This is a genomic window from Allostreptomyces psammosilenae, assembly GCF_013407765.1.
Lineage (GTDB): Bacteria > Actinomycetota > Actinomycetes > Streptomycetales > Streptomycetaceae > Allostreptomyces > Allostreptomyces psammosilenae.
The window spans coordinates 1-26,488 of sequence record NZ_JACBZD010000001.1 but is presented as its reverse complement, the minus strand read 5'-3'; the positions used below and the strand labels follow the sequence as shown (position 1 = coordinate 26,488).

Sequence of the window (26,488 nt, the reverse complement as noted above, 5' to 3'; positions counted from 1 at the left end):
GCCGTGCCGTGCACGTCGTGCGCGCCTGGGGCCCGCGCGTCGAGCGTCCGCCGTTGCGCGTGTGCGGCGGCGTGACCGGTGCCGTGACCGGCGCGGCGTGCGGGAACGCTCAGCCGTCCTGCCACTCCCACGGGCCGGAGCCGAGGTGCTCCTCCTCGCCCTCGGCCTCCTCGCCCTCGGTCTCCAGGGCCTGCCGGACCACCCGGAACGCCAGGCCCTCCGGGTAGCCGCGCCGGGCGAGCATGCCGACCAGCCGCCTGGTCCGCACCCGCCCGTCCAGGCCACGGGTGGCCCGCATCCTCCGCTCGACGAGGGCGCGGGCCGCGGCCTCCTCCGCCTCCGTGTCGACCCGCTCCACGGCCGACTCCACGACCTCGCCCGCCACGCCCTTGGCCCGCAGCTCGCGGGCGAGAGCACGGCGGGACAGGCCGCGGGTGCCGTGCCGGGAATCGACCCAGGCCGCCGCGAAGGCGGCGTCGTCGATCAGCCCGACCTCCTCGAAGCGGGAGAGCACCTGCTCGGCCGCGTCCTCGGGGATTCCGCGCTCGCTCAGGGCGTCGGCGAGCTGGCGGCGGGTGCGCGCGGCACCGGTGAGCAGCCGCAGGCAGATGGACCTGGCCCGCTCCACGGGATCCCGCGCCTCGGACTCCTCCTCCGCCGGATCGGTGGCCCCGGGGCCACCACGGCCACCGCCTCGCGGGGCCGCCCCGCCTGCGGGGCCGCGCCCGTCGGCACCCCGCGGGGACCGCCGGCCGCGCCGGGCGCCCCGCTCCGCTTCCGGCCACTCTCCTTCCGACCACTCCCCCGGCTCCTCGGGGTGGCCGCCGGCGACCGCCGGTGGGAGCCGCGGGGCCGTCGGCGCCGGATGGTCACCACCCAGCCCGTTGGCGCACCAGTCCCTGGGCCCCCACGCCGGCGACGCCGACTCGGCCGCTCCGTCGGCCTCCGGGTCCGTGGTCAGGCGTGGGGCCGGGTCCGGGTACTCCCCCGGTTCCCGGTCCGCGGCCGGGCCGGGGGCGTCGTGCCGTGCCCGCACGGCGTCAGGCCTTGGCGGCCGGCACCTTGGCCGGGGCCGCCTTGGTGGCCTTGGCTGCCGCGGCGGTCGTCTTCGCCGCGGTCACGGCGAGCTTGGCGGCGTCGGCGCCGGCCGGGGTGGTGGAGGCGGCGGAAGCGGGAGCGGCAGCGGCGGGCTCCTCGGCCGGGGCGTCCACCCGGGGGCCGATGCCCAGCTTCTCCTTGATCTTCTTCTCGATCTCGTCGGCGAGGTCGGGGTTGTCCCGCAGGAAGTTGCGGGCGTTCTCCTTGCCCTGGCCGAGCTGGTCGCCCTCGTAGGTGTACCAGGCGCCGGACTTGCGGATGAAGCCGTGCTCCACGCCCATGTCGATCAGGCCGCCCTCGCGGCTGATGCCGACGCCGTAGAGGACGTCGAACTCGGCCTGCTTGAACGGGGCCGCCATCTTGTTCTTGACGACCTTCACCCGGGTGCGGTTGCCGACCGCCTCGGTGCCGTCCTTGAGCGTCTCGATCCGGCGGATGTCCAGGCGGACCGAGGCGTAGAACTTCAGCGCGCGACCGCCCGTCGTCGTCTCGGGCGAGCCGAACATGACGCCGACCTTCTCGCGCAGCTGGTTGATGAAGATGGCCGTCGTCTTGGACTGGTTCAGCGCGCCGGTGATCTTGCGCAGGGCCTGGCTCATCAGCCGGGCCTGCAGGCCGACGTGGGAGTCGCCCATCTCGCCCTCGATCTCCGCCCGCGGGACCAGCGCCGCGACGGAGTCGACCACCACGATGTCGATCGCGCCGGAGCGGATCAGCATGTCGGTGATCTCCAGCGCCTGCTCGCCGGTGTCCGGCTGGGAGACCAGCAGGGCGTCGGTGTCCACGCCGATCTTGGCGGCGTACTCCGGGTCGAGCGCGTGCTCGGCGTCCACGAAGGCGGCGATGCCGCCGGCCCGCTGGGCGTTGGCCACGGCGTGCAGCGCCACCGTCGTCTTGCCGCTGCTCTCCGGACCGTAGATCTCCACCACACGGCCCTTGGGCAGGCCGCCGATGCCCAGGGCGACGTCGAGTGCCGTCGAACCGGTGGGGATGACCTCGACCGGCGCGCGGGCGCCCTCGCCGAGACGCATGACGGAGCCCTTGCCGAACTGCCGCTCGATCTGGGCGAGCGCGGCGTCGAGCGCCTTCTCGCGGTCGGTTGTTGCCATGGGTACCACCCTGCTGGGTTGCGGTGAGCGTTTCATCGTCTACGACGGTAACGGCCACCACCGACAAGTGGTGGCGGCGGCCGAGGGGCTGTGGATAACTCGGAGCCACGCTCCCCGCAACCCGAACGGCTGTTCGATGCTACTCCGGAGGGTGCGGGGGAACGAAGTCGATCACCGGCGGCGTGTCGCGGCGATCCAGTCCCGTGCCCGGCGCAGCGCCTGGACGGCGGCGCCGGGTCGCCGCGGCGCGCGCTCGTCGGCGCCGTCGCCGCCGGCCCGGGGGTCGACGACCTCGTAACGCCGCACGTAGGTGCTCAGGAAGCCCTGGAGGGTGGCGGCGGCCGGGATGGCGATCAGCGCCCCGGTGGGGCCGAGCAGGGCGGCGCCGGCGATCACCGCGCCGAAGGCGACCGCCGGGTGGATGGCCACCGTGCGCGCCGTGATCCGGGGCTGCAGCACGTAGTTCTCGAACTGCTGGTAGGACACGATGAAGACGAGCACCCACAGCGCGTCGATCGGCTGCGCGGTGAAGGCCACCAGCACGGGCAGCACGCCCGCCAGGTAGGTGCCGACGGTGGGGATGAACTGGGAGACCAGGCCGACCCAGATGGCCAGGGCCAGGGCGTAGGGGACGTCCAGGAAACCCATCAGCACCAGGTGGGCGAGCGCCGAGACGATGGCCATCAGGCCGCGCGAGTACAGGTACCCGCCGGTCTTGGCGATGGCGATCTCCCAGGCGCGGAGCACCTCCGCCTGTCGGGCGGGCGGGAAGAGCGAGCAGACGGTGCGGCGCAGCCGCGGGCCGTCGGCCGTCAGGTAGAAGGTGAACAGGCTGACGGTGAAGACCTGGAAGACGCCGCCGAGCACGGAGGCGGAGACGCCCCAGGCGTTGTTGGCGACGGTCTGCGCGTAGCCCTGCAGCGCGCTGGCGTCGACGCTCAGCCCCTCCAGCAGGCTGTCCACCGAGACGTCCGTGCCGAACTGCTCGTTGACCCAGGTGGTCACCGCGTCCACGTAGCCCGGCAGGTTGCCGATCAGCGTGTCGAACTGGTCGACCAGGAGCGAGCCGACGGCCGTGACGAATCCGGCTGTCGCGAGGAACAGCACGACGAACACCAGGCCGGTGGCGGCGCCGCGGCGCATGCCGAGCGCGGCCATGCGGTCCACCGCGGGTTCGATGGCCAGGGAGAGGAAGAGCGAGACCAGCAGCGTGGTGAGCAGGCCGAGCAGCTGGTGGAAGGCCCAGTTGGTCAGCTGGTAGCAGCCGACCAGGACGAGCGCGAGGACCATCGCGCGCGGCAGCCAGCCGGGCATCCGGGGCCGGGGGGCGCGGCCGTGGAGCGGGGGCGGCGGGGGCGGCGCGCTGGCCCCGCCGGGCGCGGGGACCTGGCCCGGCGGGGTCGTCGACCGCCGCGGGTCGGCGTGTTCGTCGGCGGCCGACGGCGCCACGCCGGGGGCGTCGTCGGCCGCGGAGGAGGAGGTGTCGGTTCGAGGCACGGGGACAAGTCTCCCCGGTCGCGGGTGCCGCCGTCCTCAGCGCTCCGACTCGGGGACGTCCATGGCCACGCAGACCGCGCGCCAGACGTCCTTGGCCTCCCAGCCCTCGTCGAGCGCCTGGTGGACGGTCCGACCGCCCAGTTCGGTCATGACGTGGTCCCGGGCGAAGGAGTCGGCGTACGCCTCGCCGAAGTGCTCGTTCATCCGTCGCCAGAATTCGGTCAGTCGCACGGCGTCCTCTCAGGGGCCCGAGGCGGGCGGAAGGTGGTCCCCCAGTATGGCCGGTGCGGCGTTCACCGGTGGGCACCCTCGCCCCGCCCCGGGCGACTCACAGCGAGCGCAGCAGCGCGGAGGTGGCGGCGGCGACCAGCAGCACGACCAGGAACGGGGCGCGCAGCCACAGGGCCACCCCGGCGGCGGCGAGCGCGGGGGCGTCGGCGTCCAGGACCAGTTCCGGACCGTCGCTGAGGGTCTGGACGGCGGTGAGCGAGGCGAGCAGCGCGATCGGCAGCAGGCCGGCGGTGCTCCGCAGCGCGGGATGCCGCAGGACGCGCTCCGGCACGGTCAGGCCGAGCAGCTTGATGGCGTAGCAGCCGGCGGCGGCGAGCAGCAGGGCGGTCCAGGTGTTCACCGGCCGTGGCTCCTCACGGACTCGGGATCGTCGGCGGCGGCCGCGATCCGGGACGGGTCGGGGGTGGTCGGATCCGGGGTCGTATCCGGGGTGGTCGGGTCGGCCGTGGTGGGCCGGGGGGCGCCTCTGCGCCGGCGGCGTTCGACGAACAGCGCCAGGGGGATCGCGGCGGCCCCCACCAGCACCGGCAGCCCGAGCGGCAGCAGCGGCACGGCGACCAGGGAGGCGACGGCGGCGAGCAGCGCGGTCAGCCGGGCCGTGCCGGGGGTGGGTCCGCCCTCCGGACCGGCCCCGGCGTCCTTCCCGGCGTCACGTGCCCCCGTGGCACCGGCGGCCCCGACCGCTTCCGCGCCCTCGGTGCCCTCGGCGGTCTTGGTGGTCTCGGCGGTCCCGGCGGCGCGCTCCGGGGCGCGCAGCCCGCGCACCATGCCGACCAGCAGGGCGAGGAAGACCGCCGGGCCGAGCGCGTCCAGGCCCCAGCGGGCCGGGTCCGCGACGGCGGAGCCGCCGAACGCGCCGAGCACGGTGGTGGCGTTCCACAGCACGAACAGGGCGATGCCGGTGGTCAGGAAGCCGAGCCGGGCGGAGCGGACGTCGCGCTGGGCGAGGGCGACGGCGGCGGTCTCGTCGATCACGAGCTGCGCGGCGAGCGGGCGCAGCGGCCGGGGGACGCGCAGGTGCGGCCCGAGCCGGATCCCGTAGAAGGCGTTGCGCAGGCCCAGGACCAGGGCCCCGGAGACGGCGGCGAGCGGGGTGGCTCCCGCGGCGACGGCGGCGACGAACGCGTACTGCGAGGCGCCGGTGAACATGAGCAGGCTGAGGGCGCAGGTCTGTGCGGTGCTGAACCCGGCCGCCGCCGCGGTGACGCCGAAGGCGAAGCCGGAGAACCCGACGACGCTGACCCCGAGGGCGTCGCGGACCACCGAGGCGGTGGAGTGGTTGGTGTCGGCCATGCCGGGGACGCTATGCGGCCCGCTGCGCCGGGGTCTTGTACGTTCCTGCGCCCCGGGCCGCCGGCCGCCGTCCCGCCCGGCCGGCCGGAGGCCCCGGCCCGCGCCGGGGGCGGGACGCTCAGCGGTCGCGGCCGGGGCGGGTGCGTTCGCGCTGGTAGGCGCCCGGTCCGACGCCGACGGCACGACGGAAGTGGCGGGTCAGGTGGGACTGGTCGGCGAAGCCGACGGCCGCCGCCACGTCGGCCGGGCGGACCCCCTGGTCGAGCAGCCGGCGCGCCTGGCGCACCCGGGCCTGGTTGAGCCAGGCGTGCGGCGGCAGTCCGTGTTCCCGCCGGAAGGCCCGCAGCAGCGGGAAGGGGCGGGTGCCGAGTTCGGCGGCGAGCTGCTCCAGGGTGGGCGGGGTGCGCATGCGGTGCTGGAGGAGTTCGGCGGCGCGCCGCACCGTGCCCGGCCCCTCGGCGACGGGGCGGTGCCGGGGGCGCTGCCGCGCGTGGTGCAGGAGCACCTGGGCGAGGGCGGTGCGCAGGGCGGTGTCGGCGGTGAGCGGGTCGTGGTGGTCGGCGGCGTGGTGGGCGGCGAGGAGCAGCCGGGCCAGGGTGCCCTCGCGGGCGACACGGACCCCGAAGGTGGTGGTGCCGGGCGGCATGCCGAGTTCCCCGGCGACGGCGCCGACCAGTTCCACGGAGGGGTAGAGGACCCGGTAGCGCCAGCCGTCGGGAGTGGCGGCGTGCCCGGTGTGCACGATGTCGGGTTCGAGGAGGGGGACCTCGCCGGCACCGGCGCGCTCCCGTCCGCCCGGGTAGTGCCACTCCTCGATGCCGCTCTGGATCACCGCGATGGTGTAGGTGGGGTGTGTGTGCCGGGAGAAGGCGTGCCGGACGTAGTGGGCGTCCAGGAGGTCCACGCCGGGCACCACCGGGTGCCGGTAGTGGCGGGCGTAGTCGGCCGCCGGCGTGGGGCTGGGGTGCCTGGCGGTGTCCATGGTCGCGGCCCTTTCGTCCGGATCGAGTCGGTTCGGGGTCCCCCGGGCGGGTCCGGGGGTTTCTCCCCGACGCTACGACGCACGTGTGCACGCCAGGCGAGCCGGTCCGCTCCGTGGACGCGGCGATGGGCGTGGGGGTGGGCGTGGGGGTGGGTGGGGCGCTTGGAGGGGGACGCGGTGAGATGGGGCGCGGGGGGTGGGGCGCGGGGGGTGGGGCGCGGGGAGGGGCGCGTGGCGGGGGCCCAGGGATTGGCAGGCGGGGTGGGACCCGGGGATGGACAGGTGCGGGGATGGACAGGTGTGGTGGGACGCGGCGGGATGGGCGCGTTGGATGAGGGCCGGGGGTGGACGGTCAGGAGCATGCCATTCCTCGCCCCCACTCATCCGGATGTTCTGGGGGGACCCCCTGTTTCAGGATCCCATGCGGCGATCACGGAGGGCATCCCCCCATTTCCAGCCTGTGGATAACTTCCGCGCCCCTCCCCACACCTCGGCACCGGCCGGCACACCTGGGCGGTGACCGACGCGCCCGGGCCCTAGCCGACGCGCACCACGCCCCGGCCGTAGGAGGCGTCGAGCAGGCAGCCGGTGCGCACGGCCGGAGCGCCGTCGGCCCTCTCCGAGGCGCCGTCCGTGGGGGTGGAGGTGGGGGTGCCGGCTGGGTCGGCCGCGCCGGGGGGTGGGGCCTGGGGTGGGGCCTGGGGTGGGGCGGCCGGGGCCGGTCGGGTGCCGGCGGGGGTGGAGGAGGCGGCCTTGGCGCAGGAGGGGGGCCGGGCGGCCTCCAGCAGCATGGCGCGCCTCTCGGCCGGGTCCGCCTGCGGATGGGCGGCCGCCTGGAGCGCCGCCGCCGCGCTGACGTGCGCCGCGGACATCGAGGTGCCGGCCAGGGCGGCCCAGCGTCCGCCCGGCCAGGCGGAGACGATGGCGCCGTCCGGCCCGGCGCCCGGGGTGCCGCCGGGCGCGGCGACCTCCACGGCGTCCATGCCGTGGTTGGAGTAGGCGGTCGCCCGGCCGAGCCGGTCCACGGCGGCGACCCGGACGACCCCGGGCAGCTCGCCGGGCAGCCGGACACACTCCGTTCCGAGCAGGCGGGGGGTGACCTCGGTGCCGGGGAGCCGGTCGTTGGGGCTGCGGTCGTCGAGTCGCGCGGCGCGCAGGTCCTGGCCGTCGTTGCCGGCGCTGGCGATGACCAGGGCCCCGCTGTCCTGGGCGAAGCGCACGGCGCGGCCGACGGCGGCGATGACGGCGGCCTGGTCGGGGTCGTGCGGGCAGTTGTACTTCCAGGGGTCGGCGAAGTAGCTGTCGTTGACCACCGGGATGTGGTGCCGGGCGACCCAGGCGAAGCCGCAGACGATGTTCTCCGCGTAGTACTGGCCGGCGGAGCCGAGCAGCCGGACGGCGGCGACCCGCACGCCCGGGGCCACGCCCACGACGCCCTTCCCGTCGGCGCGGGCGGCGATGGTGCCGGCGACGTGGGTGCCGTGGCCGCTGTCGAGGAGCCGGGGGTCGGGGCGCCAGGCGCCGGGGGAGGTGTCGGCCCAGCCCTCCCCGCAGGACACCGAGAGCGCCGGATCGACCACGCCGCGCAGGTCGGGGTGGATGTCGTCGACCCCGGAGTCGAGCACCGCGACGGTGGTGGCGGCCAGGGCCTCCGGGTCTGCCGGGGGGCGGCCGCCGCCCACCATGGCGATGTTCCACAGCCCCGCCTCGCGCGGGTCGGGGACGAGGGCCACCTCGTCGGAGTCCGCGGAGGCCGCCGAGGGAGCGGAATCCGTGGGGAGCGTGGGGGACGTGGGGGCGGCCGGGCCGGGGGCGGGGTCGGCCCCCGCCCCGGCCGCCGGCTGCGCCGCGTCGAACGAGCCGAGCGCGGGCAGCGGGCCGGGCGGGGAGTCGACGTGCGCGATCGGCGCCCCGTCGGCCGACCCGTCGGGGAGGGTGGGCGGCGCCATCGGCCTGGTGCGGGTGGCGCCCACGAGGGTGTCCGGGGCGCGGCGGCGCAGTTCGTCGGCGAAGCCGGGGGCGGCGCTGTAGGCGGTGAGCACCCCGAACTCCGGGTAGCGGGCGCCGACCCGGCCGCCGGCGCGCTCCACCTCGGCCTCGGCGCGGCGCAGTTCGGCGGGGGTGGTGCCGGCGGTGACCACCAGGTAGCTGAGGTAGGCGGGTTCGCTCTGGGGTTGCGCGGAGCCGGTGAGCAGGGCGGCGCAGGCCAGGACGGCGAGGAGGGTGCGCAGCAGCACCGCGGCGCCCTCCTCGCGTTCCCTGTGCTGCACCTGGTCCTCCAGCGTGGTCGGCGGGCGCGCGGGGCGGTGCTCGTCGCGCGCGTGCGCGGGCTTCGGCACGCGGGTGGTCACCCGGCGTGCCGCCGCCCTCACACCATATGGACAAAAATGGACAAACGGCACGAATGGTTGGCCCATGGGTGTGGCTCGGCATCCGCCCCGGCCGGCCCGGCCGGCCCGCTTGTCGGTGCCGGGGCGCACCATGGAGGGATGTCACCCCGCACCACCCCCGAGCGACCGGACTCCCCCGAGGACCCCCTCGTCGGCTTCTCCGACGTGGCCCGGCACTGGTTCCACGCCGCGTTCGAGGGGCCCACGGCGGCGCAGCGCGGCGCGTGGCGGGCGCTGGCCGGCGGCAGCGACGTGCTGGTGGTGGCCCCCACCGGGTCCGGCAAGACGCTCGCGGCGTTCCTGTCCGCCCTGGACCGGCTGGCCACCCAGCCCCCGCCGGCCGATCCGCGCCGCCGCTGCCGGGTGCTCTACGTCTCGCCGCTGAAGGCGCTGGCCGTGGACGTGGAGCGGAACCTGCGCGGGCCGCTGGCCGGGATGCGGCAGACGGCGCTGCGGATGGGGCTGCCGGAGCCCGAGGTCTCCGTGCAGATCCGCTCCGGGGACACCCCGGCGGCGGACCGGCGGCGCTTCGTCACCCACCCCCCGGACATCCTGATCACCACCCCGGAGTCGCTGTTCCTGCTGCTCACCTCGGCCGCGCGGGAGGCGCTGACCGGGGTGGAGACGGTGATCGTGGACGAGGTGCACGCGGTGGCGGGCACCAAGCGCGGGGCGCACCTGGCGCTCAGCCTGGAGCGGCTGGACCGGCTGCTGGAGCGGCCGGCCCGGCGGATCGGGCTGTCCGCCACGGTCCGCCCGGCCACCGAGGTGGCGCGTTACCTCTCCCCGCACCGGGGGGCCGAGGTGGTGCAGCCGCCCTCGCAGAAGGAGTTCGACCTGTCGGTGGTCGTCCCGGTCCGCGACCTCGGCGAGCTGGGCGGCTCCCCGGCCGCCCAGGCCGCCGGGGCGGTGGGCGACGGGGGCGGGGGCGCGGGGGACTCGCCGGAACGCCGGGCCTCGATCTGGCCGCACGTCGAGGAGCGGATCGCCGGTCTGATCGAGGAGCACCGCTCCACGATCGTGTTCGCCAACTCCCGGCGGCTCGCCGAGCGGCTGTGCAACCGGTTGAACGAGATCGCCGCCGAGCAGCTCGCCGGCGCCGCGCCGGACGGGGCGGACCTCGACGCGGCGGACGCCTACGGGCCGGACCTCGACGCGGCCGACCCCGACGGGGCGCAGCTGGCCGCCGCCGCGTCCCGCCGCGGCGCGGCGGAGCCCGAGCGGCCGCGGATCTCCTGGCGGACCCCGGCGGAGATGATGGCCCAGGCCGGCGCGGCCCGGGGCGCCCCCGCGGTGCTGGCCCGGGCGCACCACGGCTCGGTCTCCCGGGAGCAGCGCGCCGAGGTGGAGGAGGCGCTGAAGGCGGGGCGGCTGCCCGCCGTGGTGGCCACCTCCAGCCTGGAGCTGGGCATCGACATGGGCGCGGTGGACCTGGTCGTCCAGGTCGAGTCGCCGCCCTCGGTGGCCTCCGGCCTGCAGCGCGTCGGCCGGGCCGGGCACCAGGTGGGCGCGGTCTCCCGAGGCATGGTGTTCCCGAAGTACCGGGGCGACCTGCTGCAGGCCGCGGTGGTCACCGAGCGGATGCGGGCCGGCCTGATCGAGGAGCTGCGCGTCCCGCGCAATCCGCTCGACGTGCTGGCGCAGCAGATCGTCGCGATGGTGGCGATGGACACCTGGGACGTCGAGGAGCTGCTGGCCGTGGTGCGCGGCGCGGCGCCGTTCGCCTCGCTGCCGGCCTCGGCGTTCGAGTCGGTGCTGGACATGCTGGCCGGCCGCTACCCCTCGGACGCCTTCGCCGAGCTGCGGCCCCGGATCGTCTGGGACCGGGTCGCCGGCACCGTCTCCGGCCGCCCCGGGGCCCAGCGGCTGGCGGTCACCTCCGGCGGCACCATCCCCGACCGCGGCCTGTTCGGCGTCTTCCTGGCCGGGGAGGGGGCGGGCCGTCGGGTCGGCGAGCTGGACGAGGAGATGGTGTACGAGTCCCGGGTGGGCGACGTCTTCACCCTCGGCACCACCTCGTGGCGGATCGAGGACATCACCCGGGACAAGGTCGTGGTCTCCCCGGCCCCCGGCGTCCCCGGGAAGCTGCCGTTCTGGCACGGCGACGCGCTGGGGCGCCCGCTGGAACTGGGCCGGGCGGTCGGCGCGTTCGTCCGCGAGGTCGGCGCGCTGGACGAGCCGGCCGCGCGGGCCCGGCTGGCCGAGGCCGGCTTGGACGCCTGGGCCACCGACAACCTGCTCTCCTACCTGGCCGAGCAGCGCGAGGCCACCGGGCACCTGCCGGACGACCGCACCATCGTGGTGGAGCGGTTCCGCGACGAGCTCGGGGACTGGCGGGTGGTCGTGCACTCCCCGTTCGGCGCCCAGGTGCACGCGCCCTGGGCGCTGGCGCTCGGCGCCCGGCTCAGCGAGCGGTTCGGCTACGACGCCCAGGTGATGCACGGCGACGACGGCATCGTGCTCCGGCTGCCGGACTCGGACCTGCTCGCCTGGGACGCCCCCGGCTGGGACCCGGCCGACTGGGGCGCCGCGGTCACGGCGGCGGGCGGCCCCGAGGGCACCGCCCGCACCGCGCCCGCGCACGCCGACGGATCGGACGCCGACGACTTCGACGTGCTGACCGGCTTCACCGGCCTCGACCTACCGGCGCCCCCGGCCGCGTCCGTCCGCCCGGCCGCGCCACCGCCCCTCGCCCCGGCCTCCCCGGACCCGGACACTCCCCCGCTGGGCGCAGACGACGCGGTCTTCCCGCCCGAGGAGATCGAGCCGCTGGTCACCGAGCACGTCGGCGGCTCGGCGCTGTTCGCCGCCCGGTTCCGGGAGTGCGCCGCCCGCGCCCTGCTGCTCCCCCGCCGCACCCCCGGGCGCCGCACCCCGCTGTGGCAGCAGCGGCAGCGCGCCGCCCAGCTGCTCCAGGTGGCCGCCGACTTCGGCTCCTTCCCGATCGTGCTGGAGACCGTCCGCGAGTGCCTCCAGGACGTCTTCGACGTGCCCGGCCTCGTCGAGCTCATGGGCGACATCCGTTCGCGGGCGGTGCGGGTGGTGGAGGTCACCACCCCCGAGCCGTCCCCGTTCGCCCGTTCGCTGCTGTTCGGCTACGTCGCCCAGTTCCTCTACGAGGGGGACTCCCCGCTGGCCGAGCGCCGGGCCGCCGCGCTCTCGCTGGACTCCCGGCTGCTCTCCGAGCTGCTCGGCCAGGCGGAGCTGCGGGAGCTGCTCGACCCGCAGGCGCTGGCCGAACTGGAGGAGGAGCTGCAACGGCTCACCCCCGACCGCGCGGCGCGCGACGCCGAGGGCGTCGCCGACCTGCTGCGGATGCTCGGCCCGCTGGACGACGACGCCCTGCGGGCGCGCGGCGGGCGGCTGGAATGGGCCGAGGAGCTGCGGCGCGCCCGCCGGGTGATCCAGGTGCGGATCGCCGGCCGGGCGCACTGGGCCGCCGTGGAGGACGCCGGGCGGCTGCGCGACGCCCTCGGCACCCCGCTGCCGGTCGGCGTGCCGGAGGCGTTCACCGAACCGGTCCGCGACCCGCTGGGCGACCTGCTCTCCCGCTGGGCCCGCACCCACGGCCCGTTCACCGCCCAGGCGGCGGCCGCCGCCTTCGGCCTCGGCCCCGCCGTGGTCACCGGCGCCCTGAGCCGGCTGGCGGCCGCCGGGCGCGTGGTGGAGGGCGAGTTCCGGCCAGGCGGCACCGGCACCGAGTGGTGCGACGCCCAGGTGCTGCGCCGGCTGCGTCGCCGCTCCCTGGCCACCCTGCGCCAGGAACTGGAGCCGGTGGCGCCCACCGCGCTGGCCGCCTTCCTGCCGCAGTGGCAGCACGTCTCCGCCAGGGCGGCGGGGCGGCTGCGCGGCGCGGACGGGCTGCTGCGGGCCGTCGAGCAGTTGCAGGGCTCGGCGGTTCCGGCCTCCGCGCTGGAGAAGCTGGTGCTGCCGGCGCGCGTCGCGGACTACTCCCCGGCCATGCTGGACGAGCTGACCGCCGCCGGCGAGGTGCTCTGGGCCGGCGCCGGCGCGCTGCCCGGCAAGGACGGCTGGGTGGCGCTGTACACGGCGGACGCGGCGCCGCTGCTGCTGCCCACCGAGCCGCTGCCGCTCCAGCTCGGCCCGGTGCACGCCGCGGTGCTGCGGGCGCTGGCGCCCGGCTACGGGCTGTTCTTCCGGCAGATCGCCCAGGCCGTGGCGGTCGAGTGGGCGACCGGCGCGCCCTCCGGCCCTCCCGGGGCGCCCCCGGTCCCCGGACCGGACGGCGCGACGGGCCCCGGCGGCCCGGCCGCGGCGCCGTCGGAGGCCGAACTTGTCGAGGCGCTGTGGGACCTGGCCTGGGCCGGCTACCTCACCAACGACACCCTCACCCCGCTGCGGGCTCTCATGGGCTCGGGGCGCACCACGGGGGCCACCGCCCACCGGGCCCGCCGGGCCACGCCGCGCGGACGCTACGGCGGGCTGGGCCGGGCCGCCGGCCGGGGGCTCGGCGCGTCCGGGGCGGCGGGCGCCGGCCCGGCGGGCTCCCGCGGCGGCCCGCCGGCGGTGGCCGGCCGCTGGTCCCTGCTGCCGCCCCGCGAGGCCGAGCACACGCTGCGGGCCCACGCCCTGGCGGAGACGCTGCTCGACCGGCACGGCGTGGTGACCCGGGGCGCCGTCGTCGCCGAGCAGGTGCCGGGCGGGTTCGCCGCCGCCTACCGGGTGCTCTCGGCCTTCGAGGAGACCGGGCGGGCCCGCCGCGGCTACGTCGTGGAGGGCCTGGGTGGGGCGCAGTTCGCCACCGAGGGCGCGGTGGACCGGCTGCGCGCGGTGCAGACGGCGGCGGAGCGCGTCGCCGGGGGCCCGGACGCGGAGGCCGGCGGCGCCGACGGCTTCCCGGGGCCGGCCGGCTTCCCCGGGGGTCCCGGGCACTCGGCCGCGCGCGGCGGCGGCGCCCTGGTGCTCGCCGCCGCGGACCCGGCGAACGCCTACGGCGGCGCCCTGCCCTGGCCGGAGGCGCCGGAGGGCACCACCCACCGGCCGGGGCGCAAGGCCGGGGCGCTGGTGGTCCAGGTCGCCGGCGAACTGGTGCTGTACGTGGAGCGGGGCGGCAAGTCGCTGCTGGTGTGGCCGCACCCGGAGCAGCGGCTGGAGGCCGCCGCGCGGGCGCTGGCCGACGCGGCCCGTCAGGGGGCGCTGGGCCGGGTCCTGGTGGAGCGGATCAACGGCGAGCCGGCGCTCACCGCGCCGCTGGGCCGGCTCCTGGAGGACGCCGGCTTCACCGCCACCCCGCGCGGCCTGCGGATGCGCTGAGGGCCGGGGCGGCGGCGGGCGGCGGGCAGCGGGCCGGCCGTGCCCGCCGCCGGCAGGCACCATGGAGTCATGCCCGAGGGAGACACCATCCACCTGCTGGCCCGCCGGATGCACGCGGCGCTGGCCGGCCGGCTGCTCACCGCGAGCGACTTCCGGGTGCCCCGGCTGGCCACCGTGGACCTGTCCGGGCGCACCGTCCGGGAGGCGCTCTCCCGGGGCAAGCACCTGCTGCTGCGCGTGGAGGGCGGCCTGACCGTGCACAGCCACCTGCGGATGGACGGCGCCTGGTCGGTGCAGCCCGCCGGCGAGCGCCCGCGCGGCGGCCCGGCGTGGCAGATCCGCGCGGTCCTGGCGACCGATGCCTACGTGGCCTACGGCTACCGGTTGCCGGTGCTGGAGCTGCTGCCCACCGACCGTGAGGAGGAGGCCGTCGGCCACCTCGGCCCGGACCTGCTCGGCCCGGACTGGGACGTCGCCGAGGCGGTGCGCCGGCTGTCCCGCGAGCCCGGCCGGCCGCTGGGTGAGGCACTGCTCGACCAGCGCAACCTGGCCGGAATCGGCAATGTGTACAAGAGCGAGCTGTGCTACCTCGCGGGCGTCACGCCGTGGAGCCCGGTGGGGGCGCTGGCCGCGCGGGACGGCCTGCCCCGGCTGGCCGAGCTGGCGCACCGGCTGCTGTACGCCAACCGCGCCCGGCACGGCCACGTCACCACCGGAGACGCCCGCCCGGACCGGCGGCACTGGGTCTACGGACGGGCGGGGCGGCCGTGCCGCCGCTGCGGTACGGCTGTGCGCACGGCGGAACAGGGACCGGCCCCCGAGGCCCGGGTCACCTTCTGGTGCCCCCGGTGCCAGCGGGGCCCCGGGCCGGAGGGGCCGGGGCCGGAGGGGCGGGAGCCGGGCGGCCCCGGGGCGACGGGGGACGGCCGCCGGGGCTGACGGCCGCCCGGGCCGGCGGCGCGCTCCGCGGCGTTCCGGAGCGTTCCCGTCCGCCCACGCGCCGGTGGCGCCGGCCGGGCCGGGGCGGTCAGGCCCCGACGTTCTCCGCCTGGAACATCCAGGACTGCTTCTCCAGCTCCTGGGTGACCTCGATGATCATGTCCTGGGTGACCGGATCCGACTTCTCGGTGGCGTCGACGCGCTCCCGCATCCGGGTGATGATCCGCTGGAACGCCTCGATGAAGGAGTTCACCACGTCCGTGTCCTTCACCCAGCCGGCCTCGAAGGCGGGCACGCCGCTGGTCTTGGCGATCGTGTCGGCCCGGCCGTCCGGGTTCACGCCGAGCGCCGCCGCGCGCTCGGCGAGCCGGTCCGCCGCGGCGCGGGCCAGCTCGACCACCTCGTCGAGCTGGAGGTGGATGGACCTGAAGCGCGGTCCCACGAGGTTCCAGTGCGCCTGCTTGGCGACCAGGGAGAGGTCCAGCACGTCGACCAGCGCTCCCTGCAGCGCGTCACCGGTGGTTCGGAGGTCGTTGTCGTTCAGCGGGCTCCTGACGACGGACATGTGTGCGCGTCCTTCCCTTGCTGACCGCCGACGCTGCCGTCGGCTGCGTTACCGACCCAGCGCCTGCCCGTGGGAAGGCGAGTCATGCACCCGGCGTCCCGGTCCCGACGGCCCGCGCGGGGCCGGTGCGGGACACCGGGGCGGGGACGGGCACCGGGGGGAGGCGGGGAGGGAGGACGGGAAACGGACGGGTCCGGGCGTGCCCCCCGTGACGGGAGGCGCGCCCGGACCCGTCGCCGTTGTCGGCGTCCGTTTCCGCGAGTTCGGCGGGGATCAGGCCGCGACGACGTCGACCGTCTTCGCGGGGGTGGGCTTCGCCGGAATGTTCGTCGCCAGGGAGGACGGCAGGGGGTTGACCTGCCGCTCGCCCGCCCCGGTGACGGACTCCAGTACCGGACGCATCTTCTCGCTCTGTGTCAGCTCCGCCAGGGCGAGCTCGTCGCTGACCGAACGCATGACCTCCGACATGCGGACGTCGAGCGCCTCGCAGATCGCGGCCAGCAGTTCGGACGACGCCTCCTTCTGCCCCCGCTCCACTTCGGAGAGGTAGCCGAGGGAGACCCTGGCGGCTGCGGACACCTCACGCAGGGTGCGGCCCTGACGCTGGCGCTGCCGACGCAGCACGTCACCCAGCAGGCGACGGAGCAGAATCATCGGTGGCTCCCTCCTCGGGCCGCGGTTCCAGGCATCACAGCCCCACCGTACCCGGACGGGGCGACCGGCGGGCCCGGTCCGGTGCCGTGTTCACTCTGGGCTGTATCACAGGAGGCCCTCAGCCACCGCTCGGCGCGGTCGCCGTCGGGCGCCTCGGGCCGCGCAGGGCCTCGCGGAGCAGGCCCAACGCCCGCTCCACGGTCGCCCGGCGGATCTCCGCGCGGTCTCCGGGGAACACCGCGCCGGTGACCCGCATTCCCGAGGGGCCGGCGACCGCGACGTACACGGTGCCGACCGGCTTGCCGTCCTGCTCGTCGGGGCCGGCGACGCCGGTGGTGGCGACCGCCCAGTCGGCGTCCAGCAGCACCCGCACCCCCTCGGCCATGGCCGCGGCGACGTCCGGGTCCACCGCCCCGCGTACCGAGAGCAGGCCGCCGGGAACGGCCAGCACGCGGTCCTTCACGTCCGTGGCGTAGGCGGTCACCGAACCCCGGAAGGCGGCGGAAGCCCCGGGAACCTCGGTGATCGCCGCGGCGAGCAGCCCACCGGTGAGCGATTCGGCCACCGCCAGGGTGGCTCCGGCGTGCCGCAGCAGGTCGAGCACCTCGGCCGCGACGGTGCCGTGCCCTTCGCTCACATATCCTCCCGCCCGTGCCTGGCGTCGGCGTCGGTCGAGGAGACGTTGCCCGCCACGGGGCCCGGTGAATCCTCCGCGCCCGCGGCGGCCTCGGCGTCGCGCGCCCTGCGGCCGGCGTCGGCGGCGTGGGCGGCCCCCGCGGCGCGGGCCCGCAGCGCGGCCTGGGCCTCGCGCCGCGCCCGGCTGCGCAGCAGCACGGCCTGCCGGACGTAGTCGAGGCCGGTCACCACGGTGAGCAGCACCGCCGCGGCCATCGCCCAGGCCCGCGCGCTGGCCAGCGGGCCGGTGAGCACCAGCAGGTACATGCCGACCGCGACGGACTGGGTCAGCGTCTTGAGCTTGCCGCCCCGGCTGGCCGGGATCACCCCGTGCCGGATCACCCAGAAGCGCAGGGCGGTGATGCCGAGCTCCCGCACCAGGATCACCACGGTGATCCACCACGGCAGGTCGCCCAGCAGGGACAGGCTCAGCAGGGCGGCGCCCATCAGCGCCTTGTCCGCTATCGGGTCGGCGATCTTGCCGAAGTCGGTGACCAGGTGCCGGCGCCGGGCCACCTCGCCGTCGAACAGGTCGGTGATCATGGCGACGATGAAGGCCGCCCAGGCCAGCGACCGCCAGGCGGGGTCGTGGCCACCGTCCTGGAACAGCAGCACCACGCAGGCCGGCACCAGGACCAGGCGGGCCATGGTGAGGATGTTGGCCAGGTTCCACAGCGGCACCCGCGGCTCGGTGGCGTCCGCGAGGTGGTCCGGCACCGGGGGCGCCACGACGTGCCCGGCGTGCTCGATCAGTCCCTCGCCCGGCTCCCGGCCGTGGTGCGCCGGGCGGCCGCCGGGGAGCGGCGCGGCCGTCACCGCTCGCCCCGGGGCGCGTCCGGGCCCTGCCCGGCGAGCACCTCCGCCACCAGGTCGACGCCCTCGCTGGCCACCACCCGGGCCGGCACGATCCGCCCCACCGCCAGCTCCGGCGACGGGGCGCCGGGCCGGTCGCCGTCCGCGGCCGGGCGCAGCAGCACGCAGCCGTCGGTCTCCGGGGCCTGGTGGGCGGCCCGGCCCTCGGCGGTGCCGTCCGCCTCGACGCGCTCCACGAGGACCTCCACCCGCTCGCCGAGGCGTTCCTCGGCGCGCTGGGCGGTGAGCTCCTCGGCCAGTCGGGTGATGTGGGACAGCCGCTCGGCGATGGTGTCCGGGTCCAGCTTGCCGTCGTAGCCGGCGGCCTCGGTGCCCTCCTCGTCGGAGTAGCCGAACACGCCGATGGCGTCCAGGCGGGCCCCGGTGAGGAAGCGTTCCAGCTCGGCCAGGTCCTCCTCGGTCTCCCCGGGGAAGCCGACGATGAAGTTGGAGCGGGCGCCGGCCAGCGGGGCCTTGGCCCGCACGGTCTCCAGCAGCTCCAGGAAGCGGTCGGTGTCGCCGAAGCGGCGCATCCGGCGCAGCACCGAGGCGGAGGAGTGCTGGAAGGACAGGTCGAAGTAGGGCGCCACGCCGTCGGTGGTGGCCAGCACCTCGATCAGCGAGGGGCGCAGTTCGGCCGGCTGCAGGTAGCTGACCCGGACCCGTTCGATGCCGTCGACGGCCGCGATCTCGGGCAGCAGCGTCTCCAGCAGCCGGATGTCGCCGAGGTCCTTGCCGTACGAGGTGTTGTTCTCGCTGACCAGCACGACCTCGCGGACGCCGGACTCGGCGAGCCAGCGGGCCTCGGCGAGGACGTCGGAGGGGCGGCGGGAGAGGAAGGAGCCGCGGAAGGAGGGGATCGCGCAGAAGGCGCAGCGCCGGTCGCAGCCGGAGGCGAGCTTGAGCGCCGCCACCGGGGAGTCGTCCAGCCGGCGGCGGAGGGTGCGCGGGCCGGAGGAGGGGGCTATGCCCGCGGGCAGGTCGGCGGGCGAGGTGGCCAGCGCCTCGCGCGGATCCGGTAGGTCCGGATCGGGTCTGGCCGGCGCGCCGTGGCCGGGGACGGCGGTGACGCCCGCGGCGCCCTGCCGCTCGGCCGGGGTCACCGGCAGCAGCCGGCGGCGGTCCTGCGGGATGTGCGAGGCGTGCACGCCGCCGGCCAGGATGGTGCGCAGCCGCTCGCTGATGTGGGCGTAGTCGTCGAAGCCCAGCACGCCGTCCGCCTCGGGCAGCGCCTCGGCGAGTTCGCGGCCGTAGCGCTCGGCCATGCAGCCGACGGCGACGACCGCCTTGGTGCGCCCACCGGACTTGAGGTCGGCGGCCTCCAGCAGGGCGTCGACGGAGTCCTTCTTGGCCGCCTCGACGAAGCCGCAGGTGTTGACGACCGCGACCTCGGCCTGCTCGGCGTCGTCGACGAGCCGCCAGCCGTCGGCGGCGAGCCGCCCGGCGAGTTCCTCTGAGTCCACCTCGTTCCTGGCGCATCCGAGGGTGACCAGGGCGACGGTACGGGGTTCGGACATGGCCACAGCCTACGGCAGGGAATCGGCCGGACTGATGTTCGACGCGGAAACGAGGAGTCGCCGGGCGGTCACCCAGGGCGGGCCGGGAACGGGCCGCCGGACGGGGCCGGACGGCGTTCGGGCGCTCGGAACCGGCCACCGACAGGCACGGGGGCCGGTGCACCCGCACCGGCCCCCGTCCGTCGCGTTCTCGCCCCGCGATCCCGCGGCCCCGCACGGGGACCGCGACGCCGCGGCTCCGCGTCCCGCCGCGCCCTCGTCACCCCGGCTCAGCCGGCCTGCGGCTCCCCGGGGGTGTAGGTCAGGCGGACCACCTCGCCCGGGTCCCCGGCCTCGCCGAGGTCCTCGCCGTTGACGTTGAGCGAGACGGCGCCGGCGTTGCCGATCACCAACCGGAGCTCCTCCGGATCCTCGAAGGTCTCCTCCTGCCCGTCCTCCAGGATGGTGGTGAGCAGGTCCTCGCCCTCGCCGCTGGTCACCGAGACCCAGCTGCGCCCGGTGGCGGTCATGGTGACCGTCACCCGGTCGGCCGGCACCACGGCGACGGCGCTGGGGGAGGCGCTGGGCGAGGGGGTGGGGGCGGTGGAGGAGTCCGTCCCGCCGCCCGGTTCGGCCGAGGCGGAGTCCGAGGAGGCCGGCAGGTCGTCGGCGGCCTGCCGCTCGCCGCCGTCCCCGCCGAAGAGGTTGACCGTGACGAAGGCCAGCACGACCACGATGGCCGCGACCATCGCCCCGGTCCAGCTGGCCTGGCGGCGCTCCGGCTGGATCCGCTCGGCCTCGAATATCTGGCGCGGCTGCGGGGCTATCGCGTCCGCGTGGCGGGCCCCGTAGGCGGCGACCAGCGGCTCGGGATCCACCCCGACCGCTCGGGCGAGCGTCCGGATGTGTCCGCGGGCGTAGAAGTCGCCGCCACAGGTGGAGAAGTCGTCCCGCTCGATGGCGACGACGATCGGCACCCGTACGCGGGTACGTTCGCTGATCTGTTCGTGGGTCAGCCCGGCGGCGCGCCGGGCCTCGGCGAGCACCCGTCCGATGGACGGGACGTCACCGGTTCGGGGGACCTCGTCGGTCCCTGGTGGATGGGTGGGAGGGGGTTGCTGTCCGTCCTGCACGACACGGGGACGCCCGCTTCCGCCGTGGCGGTTGCGGCGTGGGTCTTCAGGGGGGTTGCCGATGGACACGGGGGCGCCTTTCGAGCGACTGGCCACCTGCGGGGCCATCAGTCTAGGGGGCGGGCGAAGGGGTCGGTAACCGGCGGACGGGCCGCCGCGAGGGCCGCTCCGGGCGGGTGGACGGCCACCGTCCGCGGGGGTCCTCCCAGGGCAATTGTGGCGGCGGAAGACGGCCGCCGGCCACCCCAGGCGCCGGCCCCGGAGCGCCGCGCGGCAGGATCACACGGACGGTCATCCCCCCGGCGCCGCCGCGGCGGATCCGTGCTACGGCGGTGCGCCCCGCGGCCCCCGGCGGCGCCCGACGGCGGTGCGCTCACCGCGGTCGGCCGCCGCCCGCCGCGGTCAGCCGCCGCGATCGGCCGGCCGGGGTCAGCCGTCGCGGAGCGCGGCGAGGACGCCGTCGAGGTCGTCCGGCTTCACCAGCACGTCGCGCGCCTTGGAGCCCTCGCTGGGGCCCACGATGCCCCGGGACTCCATCAGGTCCATCAGCCGACCGGCCTTGGCGAACCCGACCCGCAGCTTGCGCTGGAGCATCGAGGTGGAGCCGAACTGGGAGGAGACCACCAGCTCGGCGGCCTGGCAGAGCAGGTCGAGGTCGTCGCCGATCTCCTCGTCGATCTCCTTCTTCTTCCCCTCGCCCCCGGTGACGTCCTCCCGGTAGGTGGGCGCGAGCTGCTCCTTGCAGTGCCGGACGACCCGTTCGACCTCCTCCTCGGTGACGAACGCCCCCTGCATGCGCACCGGCTTGCCGGCCCCCATGGGCAGGAAGAGCGCGTCCCCCTTGCCGATCAGCTTCTCCGCGCCCGGCTGGTCCAGGATGACCCGGCTGTCGGCCAGTGAGGAGGTGGCGAACGCCAGCCGGGACGGCACGTTGGCCTTGATCAGTCCGGTGACCACGTCCACGCTGGGCCGCTGGGTGGCCAGCACCAGGTGGATGCCGGCGGCACGGGCCAGCTGGGTGATGCGCACGATGGAGTCCTCGACGTCGCGCGGCGCCACCATCATCAGGTCGGCCAGCTCGTCGACGATCACCAGCAGGTAGGGGTAGGGGGCGAGCTCGCGCTCGCTGCCGGGCGGGGCGCTGACCTTGCCGGCCCGCACCGCCCGGTTGAAGTCGTCCACGTGCCGGAAGCCGAAGGCGGCGAGGTCGTCGTAGCGCAGGTCCATCTCGCGGACCACCCACTGCAGGGCCTCGGCGGCCTTCTTGGGGTTGGTGATGATCGGCGTGATCAGGTGCGGAATGCCCTCGTAGACCGTGAGCTCCACCCGCTTGGGGTCGATCAGCACCAGCCGCACCTGCTCCGGGGTGGCCCGCACCAGGACGGAGGTGATCAGGCAGTTGATGCAGCTGGACTTGCCGGAACCGGTGGCGCCGGCCACCAGCACGTGCGGCATCCGGGCGAGGTTGGCGGTGACGAAGCCGCCCTCGACGTCCTTGCCGAGCGCGACGGTGAGCGGGTGCTGGTCGGCCGCCGCCTCCGGGGAGCGGAGCACGTCACCGAGCTGCACCATCTCCCGGTCGGTGTTCGGGATCTCGATGCCGACGGCGGACTTGCCCGGGATGGGGCTGATGATCCGGACGTCCGGGCTGGCCACCGCGTAGGCGATGTTCTTGGCCAGCGCGGTGATCCGCTCCACCTTCACGGCCGGGCCGAGCTCGACGACGTACCGGGTGACCGTCGGCCCGCGGGTGAAGCCGGTGACCGCCGCGTCCACGTTGAACTGCTCGAAGACCCCGGTCAGCGCCTCGACGACGTCGTCGTTGGCCTTGCTGCGGGCCTTTCCGGGGCCGCCGCGGTGCAGCGCGCTGAGCGGCGGGAGGCTGTAGGAGATGTCGCCGGCCAGCTGGAGCTGCTCGGTGCGCACCGGGGCGGGGCCGTGCTCCCGCGGGGCGGTGGCGGCGGCCCGGGCGGCGCGCGGGGTGACCGCGGCGCCGGCGGCGCCGTCCGGCACGGCCGCCGCCTCCCGGTACGGGTACTCCTCCTCCGCGTGGTCGGAGCGGTCGGAGCCGTTGGAGCGGTCGGCCTGCCGGTCCTCCGCCGGCGGACGGGAGCGTTCGGCCCGCCGTCCGGTCAGCGGAGGCGGCGCCAGTCCCGGCCCCGCGGCGATGTCCATCTCGGCGGCGGCCGCGGCGACGCCGGCGGCCATGTTGACGGTGCTGTACGGGTCGTCGGACGGGCCGTCGGCCACCGGGGTGAGGTCGCGGGCCCGCCGTCGGCGCGGCCGCGCCGGGCCGCCCCGGCGGGTCCGGCCGGCCGCCTCCGGGGCGGCCTCGCCGTCCTCCTCGCCCTCGCCCGGCGCGGGCAGCGCCAGCGGGGTGTCGTCGTCGGGGTGACCGTGGGCCGCGCCGAGCCGGGCGCCGAGTTCACGCAGTCGGCGGGGGATCGCGTTGACCGGGGTGGCGGTGACGACCAGCAGCCCGAAGAAGGCCACCAGCACCAGCAGCGGCCAGGTCAGCGCGGTGCCGAGCAGGTTGACGGCCGGCGCGGTGGCCACCCAGCCGGCGAATCCGGCCGCCCCGCGCATCACGGTGGCGCCGTCGGAAGGACTGGGCGCGCCGGCGGCCAGGTGGACGAGTCCGGCGGTGCCGATGGTCAGGGCGGTGACGCCGACCACGATCCGGCCGCCCGCGCCCACCTCGTCCGGATGCCGCATCAGCCGGACGGCGTGGGCGCCGAGGACCACCGGCACCAGCACGCCCAGGCGGCCCAGCGCGCCGTTCACCACGGCCACCACGAACTCGCCGGCCAGGGAGTCCAGCCGCGACCAGGTGGCCGCCGCGACGACCAGGGCGAGGCCGAGCAGCAGCAGCGCCAGTCCGTCCTTGCGGTGCGCCGGATCCAGTTCCCGCGCGCCGGTGCCGATGCGCCGCAGCCCGGCGCCGATGGCGTGGGCGATCCCCATCCAGAAGCCGGCCAGCAGGCGGAACGGCAGCGGGGCGGGGGGTGGTGGGGCGGCGGCCTTGCGCGCCGACGGCCGGGCCGTGCCGGCCGTCGACCGCCTAGCGGGAGCCTTGCCGGCGCCGGCCTTGGCGGCGCCCGCCTTCCCGGCGGAGGGCTTACGGGGGGAGCCGCCGCCCGTGCGGCCCGCTCCCTGGGACGCACGGGCTCCCGCACCGCCGCCGGTCGCACGTGTGGCCATGCGTCAGAGCGTACCCGCCGGCCGGCCGGAAACCCCCCAGCCGGACCTCCCCGGTGCCGGCCGTCCGGCCGTCCCCGGGGAGCCGGCCGGGGCCGGAGGGTGCGTGGAGGCCGGGGTGGCTCCGGGGCTCCGGGGCACGGCGGGACGGTAAGGGGTTACCGCCCCTCGATGGCGTCCAGCACGGCGCGCAGGTCGCCGATGCGCTTGCGCAGCTGGCTGTCGGCGGCGGCCAGGCTGGCGTCGGAGCCGGCCGCGACCTGCTTGCCCAGCACCTCGGCCTGCTCCTCCACGGCGGCCAGCCGGCTGGAGAGCTCGGCGAGCACCTCGGCGCCCTCGTTGCTGGGCAGGACCGTCTCCAGCCGCTTGCGCAGCAGGGCGGCCTGGTCGCGGAGCTGACAGTTCTTCATGTACAGCTCAACGAAGACGTTGACCTTGGCGCGCAGCACCCACGGGTCGAAGGGCTTGGAGATGTAGTCCACGGCGCCGGCCGCGTACCCCCGGAAGGTGTGGTGCGGACCGTGGTTGATCGCCGTGAGGAAGATGATCGGGATGTCCCGCGTGCGTTCCCTCCGCTTGATGTGGGCCGCCGTCTCGAACCCGTCCATGCCGGGCATCTGCACGTCCAGCAGGATGACGGCGAAGTCGTCGGTGAGCAGTGCCTTCAGCGCCTCCTCACCGGACGAGGCCCTCACCAGGGTCTGGTCCAGTGCCGAGAGGATCGCCTCCAGCGCCAGCAGATTCTCCGGCCGGTCATCGACCAGGAGGATCTTGGCCTTGTGCACCATGGCCCGCCCTCCTCAACCCGACTGTTCGCCGGGCGCCGCCCCCGGGGACGGCACAGTGGTGCCGTCCGTCCTTGTGCCGGTCATGGTAGCCGCACCCGCCCGTTCCACACACCCTGTCACCGTCATGTCACAAACTCCGTATCTCCGTGTCCGGGGCACGCAGACCGGTGGCACTCAATGAAACGCCGCCGGACGTGGAACGGTTCCCTCCGCGCGCCGGGTCGTGCGCCACGGTGCGCGCCGTCGTGCCGTCATGCCCCGTTCCGTGGCCCCCTCTTCTCCCGCCGGCCGGAACCCGCCGCCCGGCCGGACGATCACCCGGGCGGGGGCGGGCCGGACGGAGGCCGGACGGGCGGAGGCCGGCCCGGCGGGGGCGGGCCGTCCCAGGACCCGGGCCGGAGCGCCGGGGGTCACCGCGGTCATTCGCCACCCCCCGACAGCCAGTTGTCCAGGACGCCCAGCAGGTGCACCGGGTCGACCGGCTTGGTGACGTGGTCGTTCGCCCCGGCCTCCAGGCTCTTCTCCCGATCGCCCTTCATCGCCTTGGCCGTCAACGCGATGATCGGCAGCCCGGCGAACTGGGGCATCCGGCGGATCGCGGACGTGGTGGCGTAGCCGTCCATCTCCGGCATCATGATGTCCATCAGCACCACGGCGACGTCCTCGTTGCGCTGCAGCACCTCGATGCCCTCACGGCCGTTCTCGGCGTAGAGCACCACCAGGCCGTAGCTCTCCAGGGCGCTGGTGAGCGCGAAGACGTTGCGCACGTCGTCGTCGACGATCAGCACCTTCAGGCCCTCCAGGCGCTCCCGGGGGACCTCGTGGCCCGGCCGGCGCCGGGCCGTCCCCCGACGCTCCTCCTCCGCGCGCTGCGCGCCCGCCCCGGCCTGACCCGCACCCGCGCCGGCGGGCGCGGGTGCGGGCGCGGCCGGCGTGCTCGGGGCGGGCGAGGTGGCGGGCGCCCCGGCCGCCGTGGCGGTCGTGCCGGCGCCGACCGGGCCACCGGCCCGGGCCCGGCGCACCTCGCGGCCGGCGCTGCGCAGCGGGCCGTCGTCGTCCGCTCCCGCGACGGCGGCCCCGCCCGCGTCGCCCGGGGCGGCCTGGCCCCCGGTGGCCGGAGCGGCCTGCGCCGCCGCGCCGGCCTCGGCGCCGGGCTCACCTCCGGCGGGGCCGGCCGGACGCTCGGCGCCGGCTCCGGCGCCGCCCCCGCCCGCGCCGCCCACGGCCTCGAACGCCTCGCGTCCGCCCTCGGCCCCGCCGTCCGTGCCGCTCTCCGGCGTCGTGCGGGCGAGCACCGCGCCGGCCAGCTCGCCCATCCCGGCGGGCCGCTCCGGCAGCCGCTCGGGCAGGTAGAGGGTGAAGGTGCTGCCCCGTCCCAGCTCGCTGTCGGCGTGGATCTCGCCGCCGAGCAGCTGCGCCATCTTGCGGCTGATCGACAGCCCGAGCCCGGTGCCGCCGTACTTGCGGCTGGTGGTGCCGTCGGCCTGCTGGAACTCCTCGAAGATGATCCGCAGCTTGTCCCGGGCGATGCCGATGCCGGTGTCGGTGACCGAGAAGGCCAGCATCTGCACGTCCGGGTCGTACGGCACCTCCGCCTCGCGCATTGCCTCCAGCACCTGCTCCGGCACCTCGCGGACCGGCCGGATCGCCAGCTCCACGGAACCGCGGTCGGTGAACTTGACCGCGTTGGACAGCAGGTTGCGCAGCACCTGCTGCAGCCGCTGGTCGTCGGTGTACAGGGTGACCGGCACGTCCGGGGCGACCTCGACCGCGAACTGGAGGTTCTTCTCCGCCGTGAGCGGCTGGAAGGTGGCCTCCACGTACTCCACCAGCTGCACCAGCGGCACCGGCGACGGCGTGGCGTCCATCCGGCCGGCCTCCACCTTGGACAGGTCCAGGATGTCGTTGATCAGCTGGAGCAGGTCGGAGCCGGCGCCGTGGATGGTGTCGGCGAACTCCACCTGCTTGGGGGTGAGGTTGCCGTCCGCGTTGTCCGCCAGCAGCCGGGCCAGGATGAGCAGGCTGTTCAGCGGGGTGCGCAGCTCGTGCGACATGTTGGCGAGGAACTCGGACTTGTACTGGGCGGAGAGCGCCAGCTGCTCGGCGCGCTCCTCCAGGACCCGCCGGGCCTCCTCGATCTCGGTGTTCTTGTACTCGATCGCCTGGTTCTGCTCCTCCAGGAGCTGCGCCTTCTCCTCCAGCTCGGCGTTGGACCGCTGCAGTTCGCGCTGCCGGCTCTCCAGCTCCGCGGAGC

The 26,488-nt window shown here is 76.2% G+C and carries 19 protein-coding genes; 2 read left to right on the top strand and 17 right to left on the bottom strand.

All coding sequences use genetic code 11. From position 1 onward, the window contains the following. Nucleotides 1–109 precede the first annotated feature (109 nt). The 8 genes from recX to FHU37_RS28790 form a co-directional block, all read right to left on the bottom strand. Complete coding sequence (gene recX, locus FHU37_RS00100) at nt 110–1,036, bottom strand: recombination regulator RecX (protein ID WP_376773867.1); 927 nt, start codon at nt 1,034–1,036, stop codon at nt 110–112. Between the two features lie 4 nt (nt 1,037–1,040). Next, nucleotides 1,041–2,207 (bottom strand): recombinase RecA, encoded by a 1,167-nt coding sequence (gene recA / locus FHU37_RS00095; protein WP_179812195.1) that lies wholly within the window; start codon nt 2,205–2,207, stop codon nt 1,041–1,043. A 171-nt stretch (nt 2,208–2,378) separates the two neighbouring features. Next, nucleotides 2,379–3,704: an AI-2E family transporter gene (locus FHU37_RS00090; RefSeq protein ID WP_376773866.1), complete on the bottom strand. Its 1,326-nt coding sequence runs from the start codon at nt 3,702–3,704 to the stop codon at nt 2,379–2,381. Between the two features lie 36 nt (nt 3,705–3,740). Next, complete coding sequence (locus FHU37_RS00085) at nt 3,741–3,935, bottom strand: DUF3046 domain-containing protein (RefSeq protein WP_179812194.1); 195 nt, start codon at nt 3,933–3,935, stop codon at nt 3,741–3,743. Between the two features lie 97 nt (nt 3,936–4,032). After that, nucleotides 4,033–4,335, bottom strand: coding sequence for an AzlD domain-containing protein (locus FHU37_RS00080; protein ID WP_179812193.1), 303 nt, complete (start codon nt 4,333–4,335; stop codon nt 4,033–4,035). Next, nucleotides 4,332–5,288: an AzlC family ABC transporter permease gene (locus FHU37_RS29480; RefSeq protein ID WP_218903877.1), complete on the bottom strand. Its 957-nt coding sequence runs from the start codon at nt 5,286–5,288 to the stop codon at nt 4,332–4,334. The genes FHU37_RS00080 and FHU37_RS29480 overlap by 4 nt, the downstream gene beginning before the upstream one ends. Nucleotides 5,289–5,406: 118 nt before the next feature. Next, on the bottom strand, nt 5,407–6,270 hold the full coding sequence (locus tag FHU37_RS00070) for an AraC family transcriptional regulator (RefSeq protein WP_179812192.1): 864 nt from the start codon (nt 6,268–6,270) through the stop codon (nt 5,407–5,409). A 536-nt stretch (nt 6,271–6,806) separates the two neighbouring features. After that, nucleotides 6,807–8,609 carry a S8 family serine peptidase gene (locus FHU37_RS28790; RefSeq protein ID WP_312892344.1) on the bottom strand — a complete coding sequence of 601 codons (1,803 nt, stop codon included), beginning with the start codon at nt 8,607–8,609 and terminating at the stop codon, nt 6,807–6,809. A 150-nt stretch (nt 8,610–8,759) separates the two neighbouring features. Between FHU37_RS28790 and FHU37_RS00060 the strand changes: the two genes are divergently transcribed. Both FHU37_RS00060 and FHU37_RS00055 read left to right on the top strand, forming a co-directional pair. Continuing rightward, nucleotides 8,760–13,934 carry an Lhr family ATP-dependent helicase gene (locus FHU37_RS00060; protein WP_179812190.1) on the top strand — a complete coding sequence of 1,725 codons (5,175 nt, stop codon included), beginning with the start codon at nt 8,760–8,762 and terminating at the stop codon, nt 13,932–13,934. Between the two features lie 69 nt (nt 13,935–14,003). Beyond that, nucleotides 14,004–14,873 (top strand): DNA-formamidopyrimidine glycosylase family protein, encoded by an 870-nt coding sequence (locus tag FHU37_RS00055; RefSeq protein ID WP_179812189.1) that lies wholly within the window; start codon nt 14,004–14,006, stop codon nt 14,871–14,873. 88 nt (nt 14,874–14,961) lie between these two features. Here FHU37_RS00055 and FHU37_RS00050 read toward each other — a convergent pair whose 3' ends face one another. The 9 genes from FHU37_RS00050 to FHU37_RS27595 all read right to left on the bottom strand — a co-directional run. Continuing rightward, on the bottom strand, nt 14,962–15,438 hold the full coding sequence (locus FHU37_RS00050; RefSeq protein WP_179812188.1) for a Dps family protein: 477 nt from the start codon (nt 15,436–15,438) through the stop codon (nt 14,962–14,964). 273 nt (nt 15,439–15,711) lie between these two features. Further along, a complete protein-coding gene (locus tag FHU37_RS00045) occupies nt 15,712–16,092 on the bottom strand; it encodes a helix-turn-helix domain-containing protein (RefSeq protein ID WP_179812187.1) in 381 nt (126 codons plus the stop codon). Between the two features lie 118 nt (nt 16,093–16,210). Beyond that, the gene (locus tag FHU37_RS00040; protein WP_312892343.1) at nt 16,211–16,729 is read right to left on the bottom strand and encodes a CinA family protein; all 519 of its coding nucleotides are present in this window, start codon (nt 16,727–16,729) and stop codon (nt 16,211–16,213) included. Continuing rightward, nucleotides 16,726–17,496: a CDP-diacylglycerol--glycerol-3-phosphate 3-phosphatidyltransferase gene (pgsA, locus tag FHU37_RS00035; RefSeq protein ID WP_312892725.1), complete on the bottom strand. Its 771-nt coding sequence runs from the start codon at nt 17,494–17,496 to the stop codon at nt 16,726–16,728. Before pgsA ends, FHU37_RS00040 begins: the two co-directional genes overlap by 4 nt. 83 nt (nt 17,497–17,579) lie before the next feature. Beyond that, complete coding sequence (rimO, locus tag FHU37_RS00030) at nt 17,580–19,136, bottom strand: 30S ribosomal protein S12 methylthiotransferase RimO (RefSeq protein ID WP_179812186.1); 1,557 nt, start codon at nt 19,134–19,136, stop codon at nt 17,580–17,582. Nucleotides 19,137–19,405: 269 nt separating this feature from the next. Further along, a complete protein-coding gene (locus tag FHU37_RS00025) occupies nt 19,406–20,317 on the bottom strand; it encodes a helix-turn-helix domain-containing protein (protein WP_376773865.1) in 912 nt (303 codons plus the stop codon). A 360-nt stretch (nt 20,318–20,677) separates the two neighbouring features. Then, nucleotides 20,678–23,449 (bottom strand): DNA translocase FtsK, encoded by a 2,772-nt coding sequence (locus tag FHU37_RS00020; RefSeq protein ID WP_179812184.1) that lies wholly within the window; start codon nt 23,447–23,449, stop codon nt 20,678–20,680. 155 nt (nt 23,450–23,604) lie between these two features. Continuing rightward, entirely contained in the window at nt 23,605–24,234 is a 630-nt protein-coding gene (locus tag FHU37_RS00015) for a response regulator (protein WP_179812183.1), read from the bottom strand. Between the two features lie 419 nt (nt 24,235–24,653). Next, nucleotides 24,654–26,488, bottom strand: a 1,835-nt coding sequence (locus FHU37_RS27595; RefSeq protein WP_246449485.1) for a hybrid sensor histidine kinase/response regulator, incomplete at its 5' end; no start/stop codon positions are given.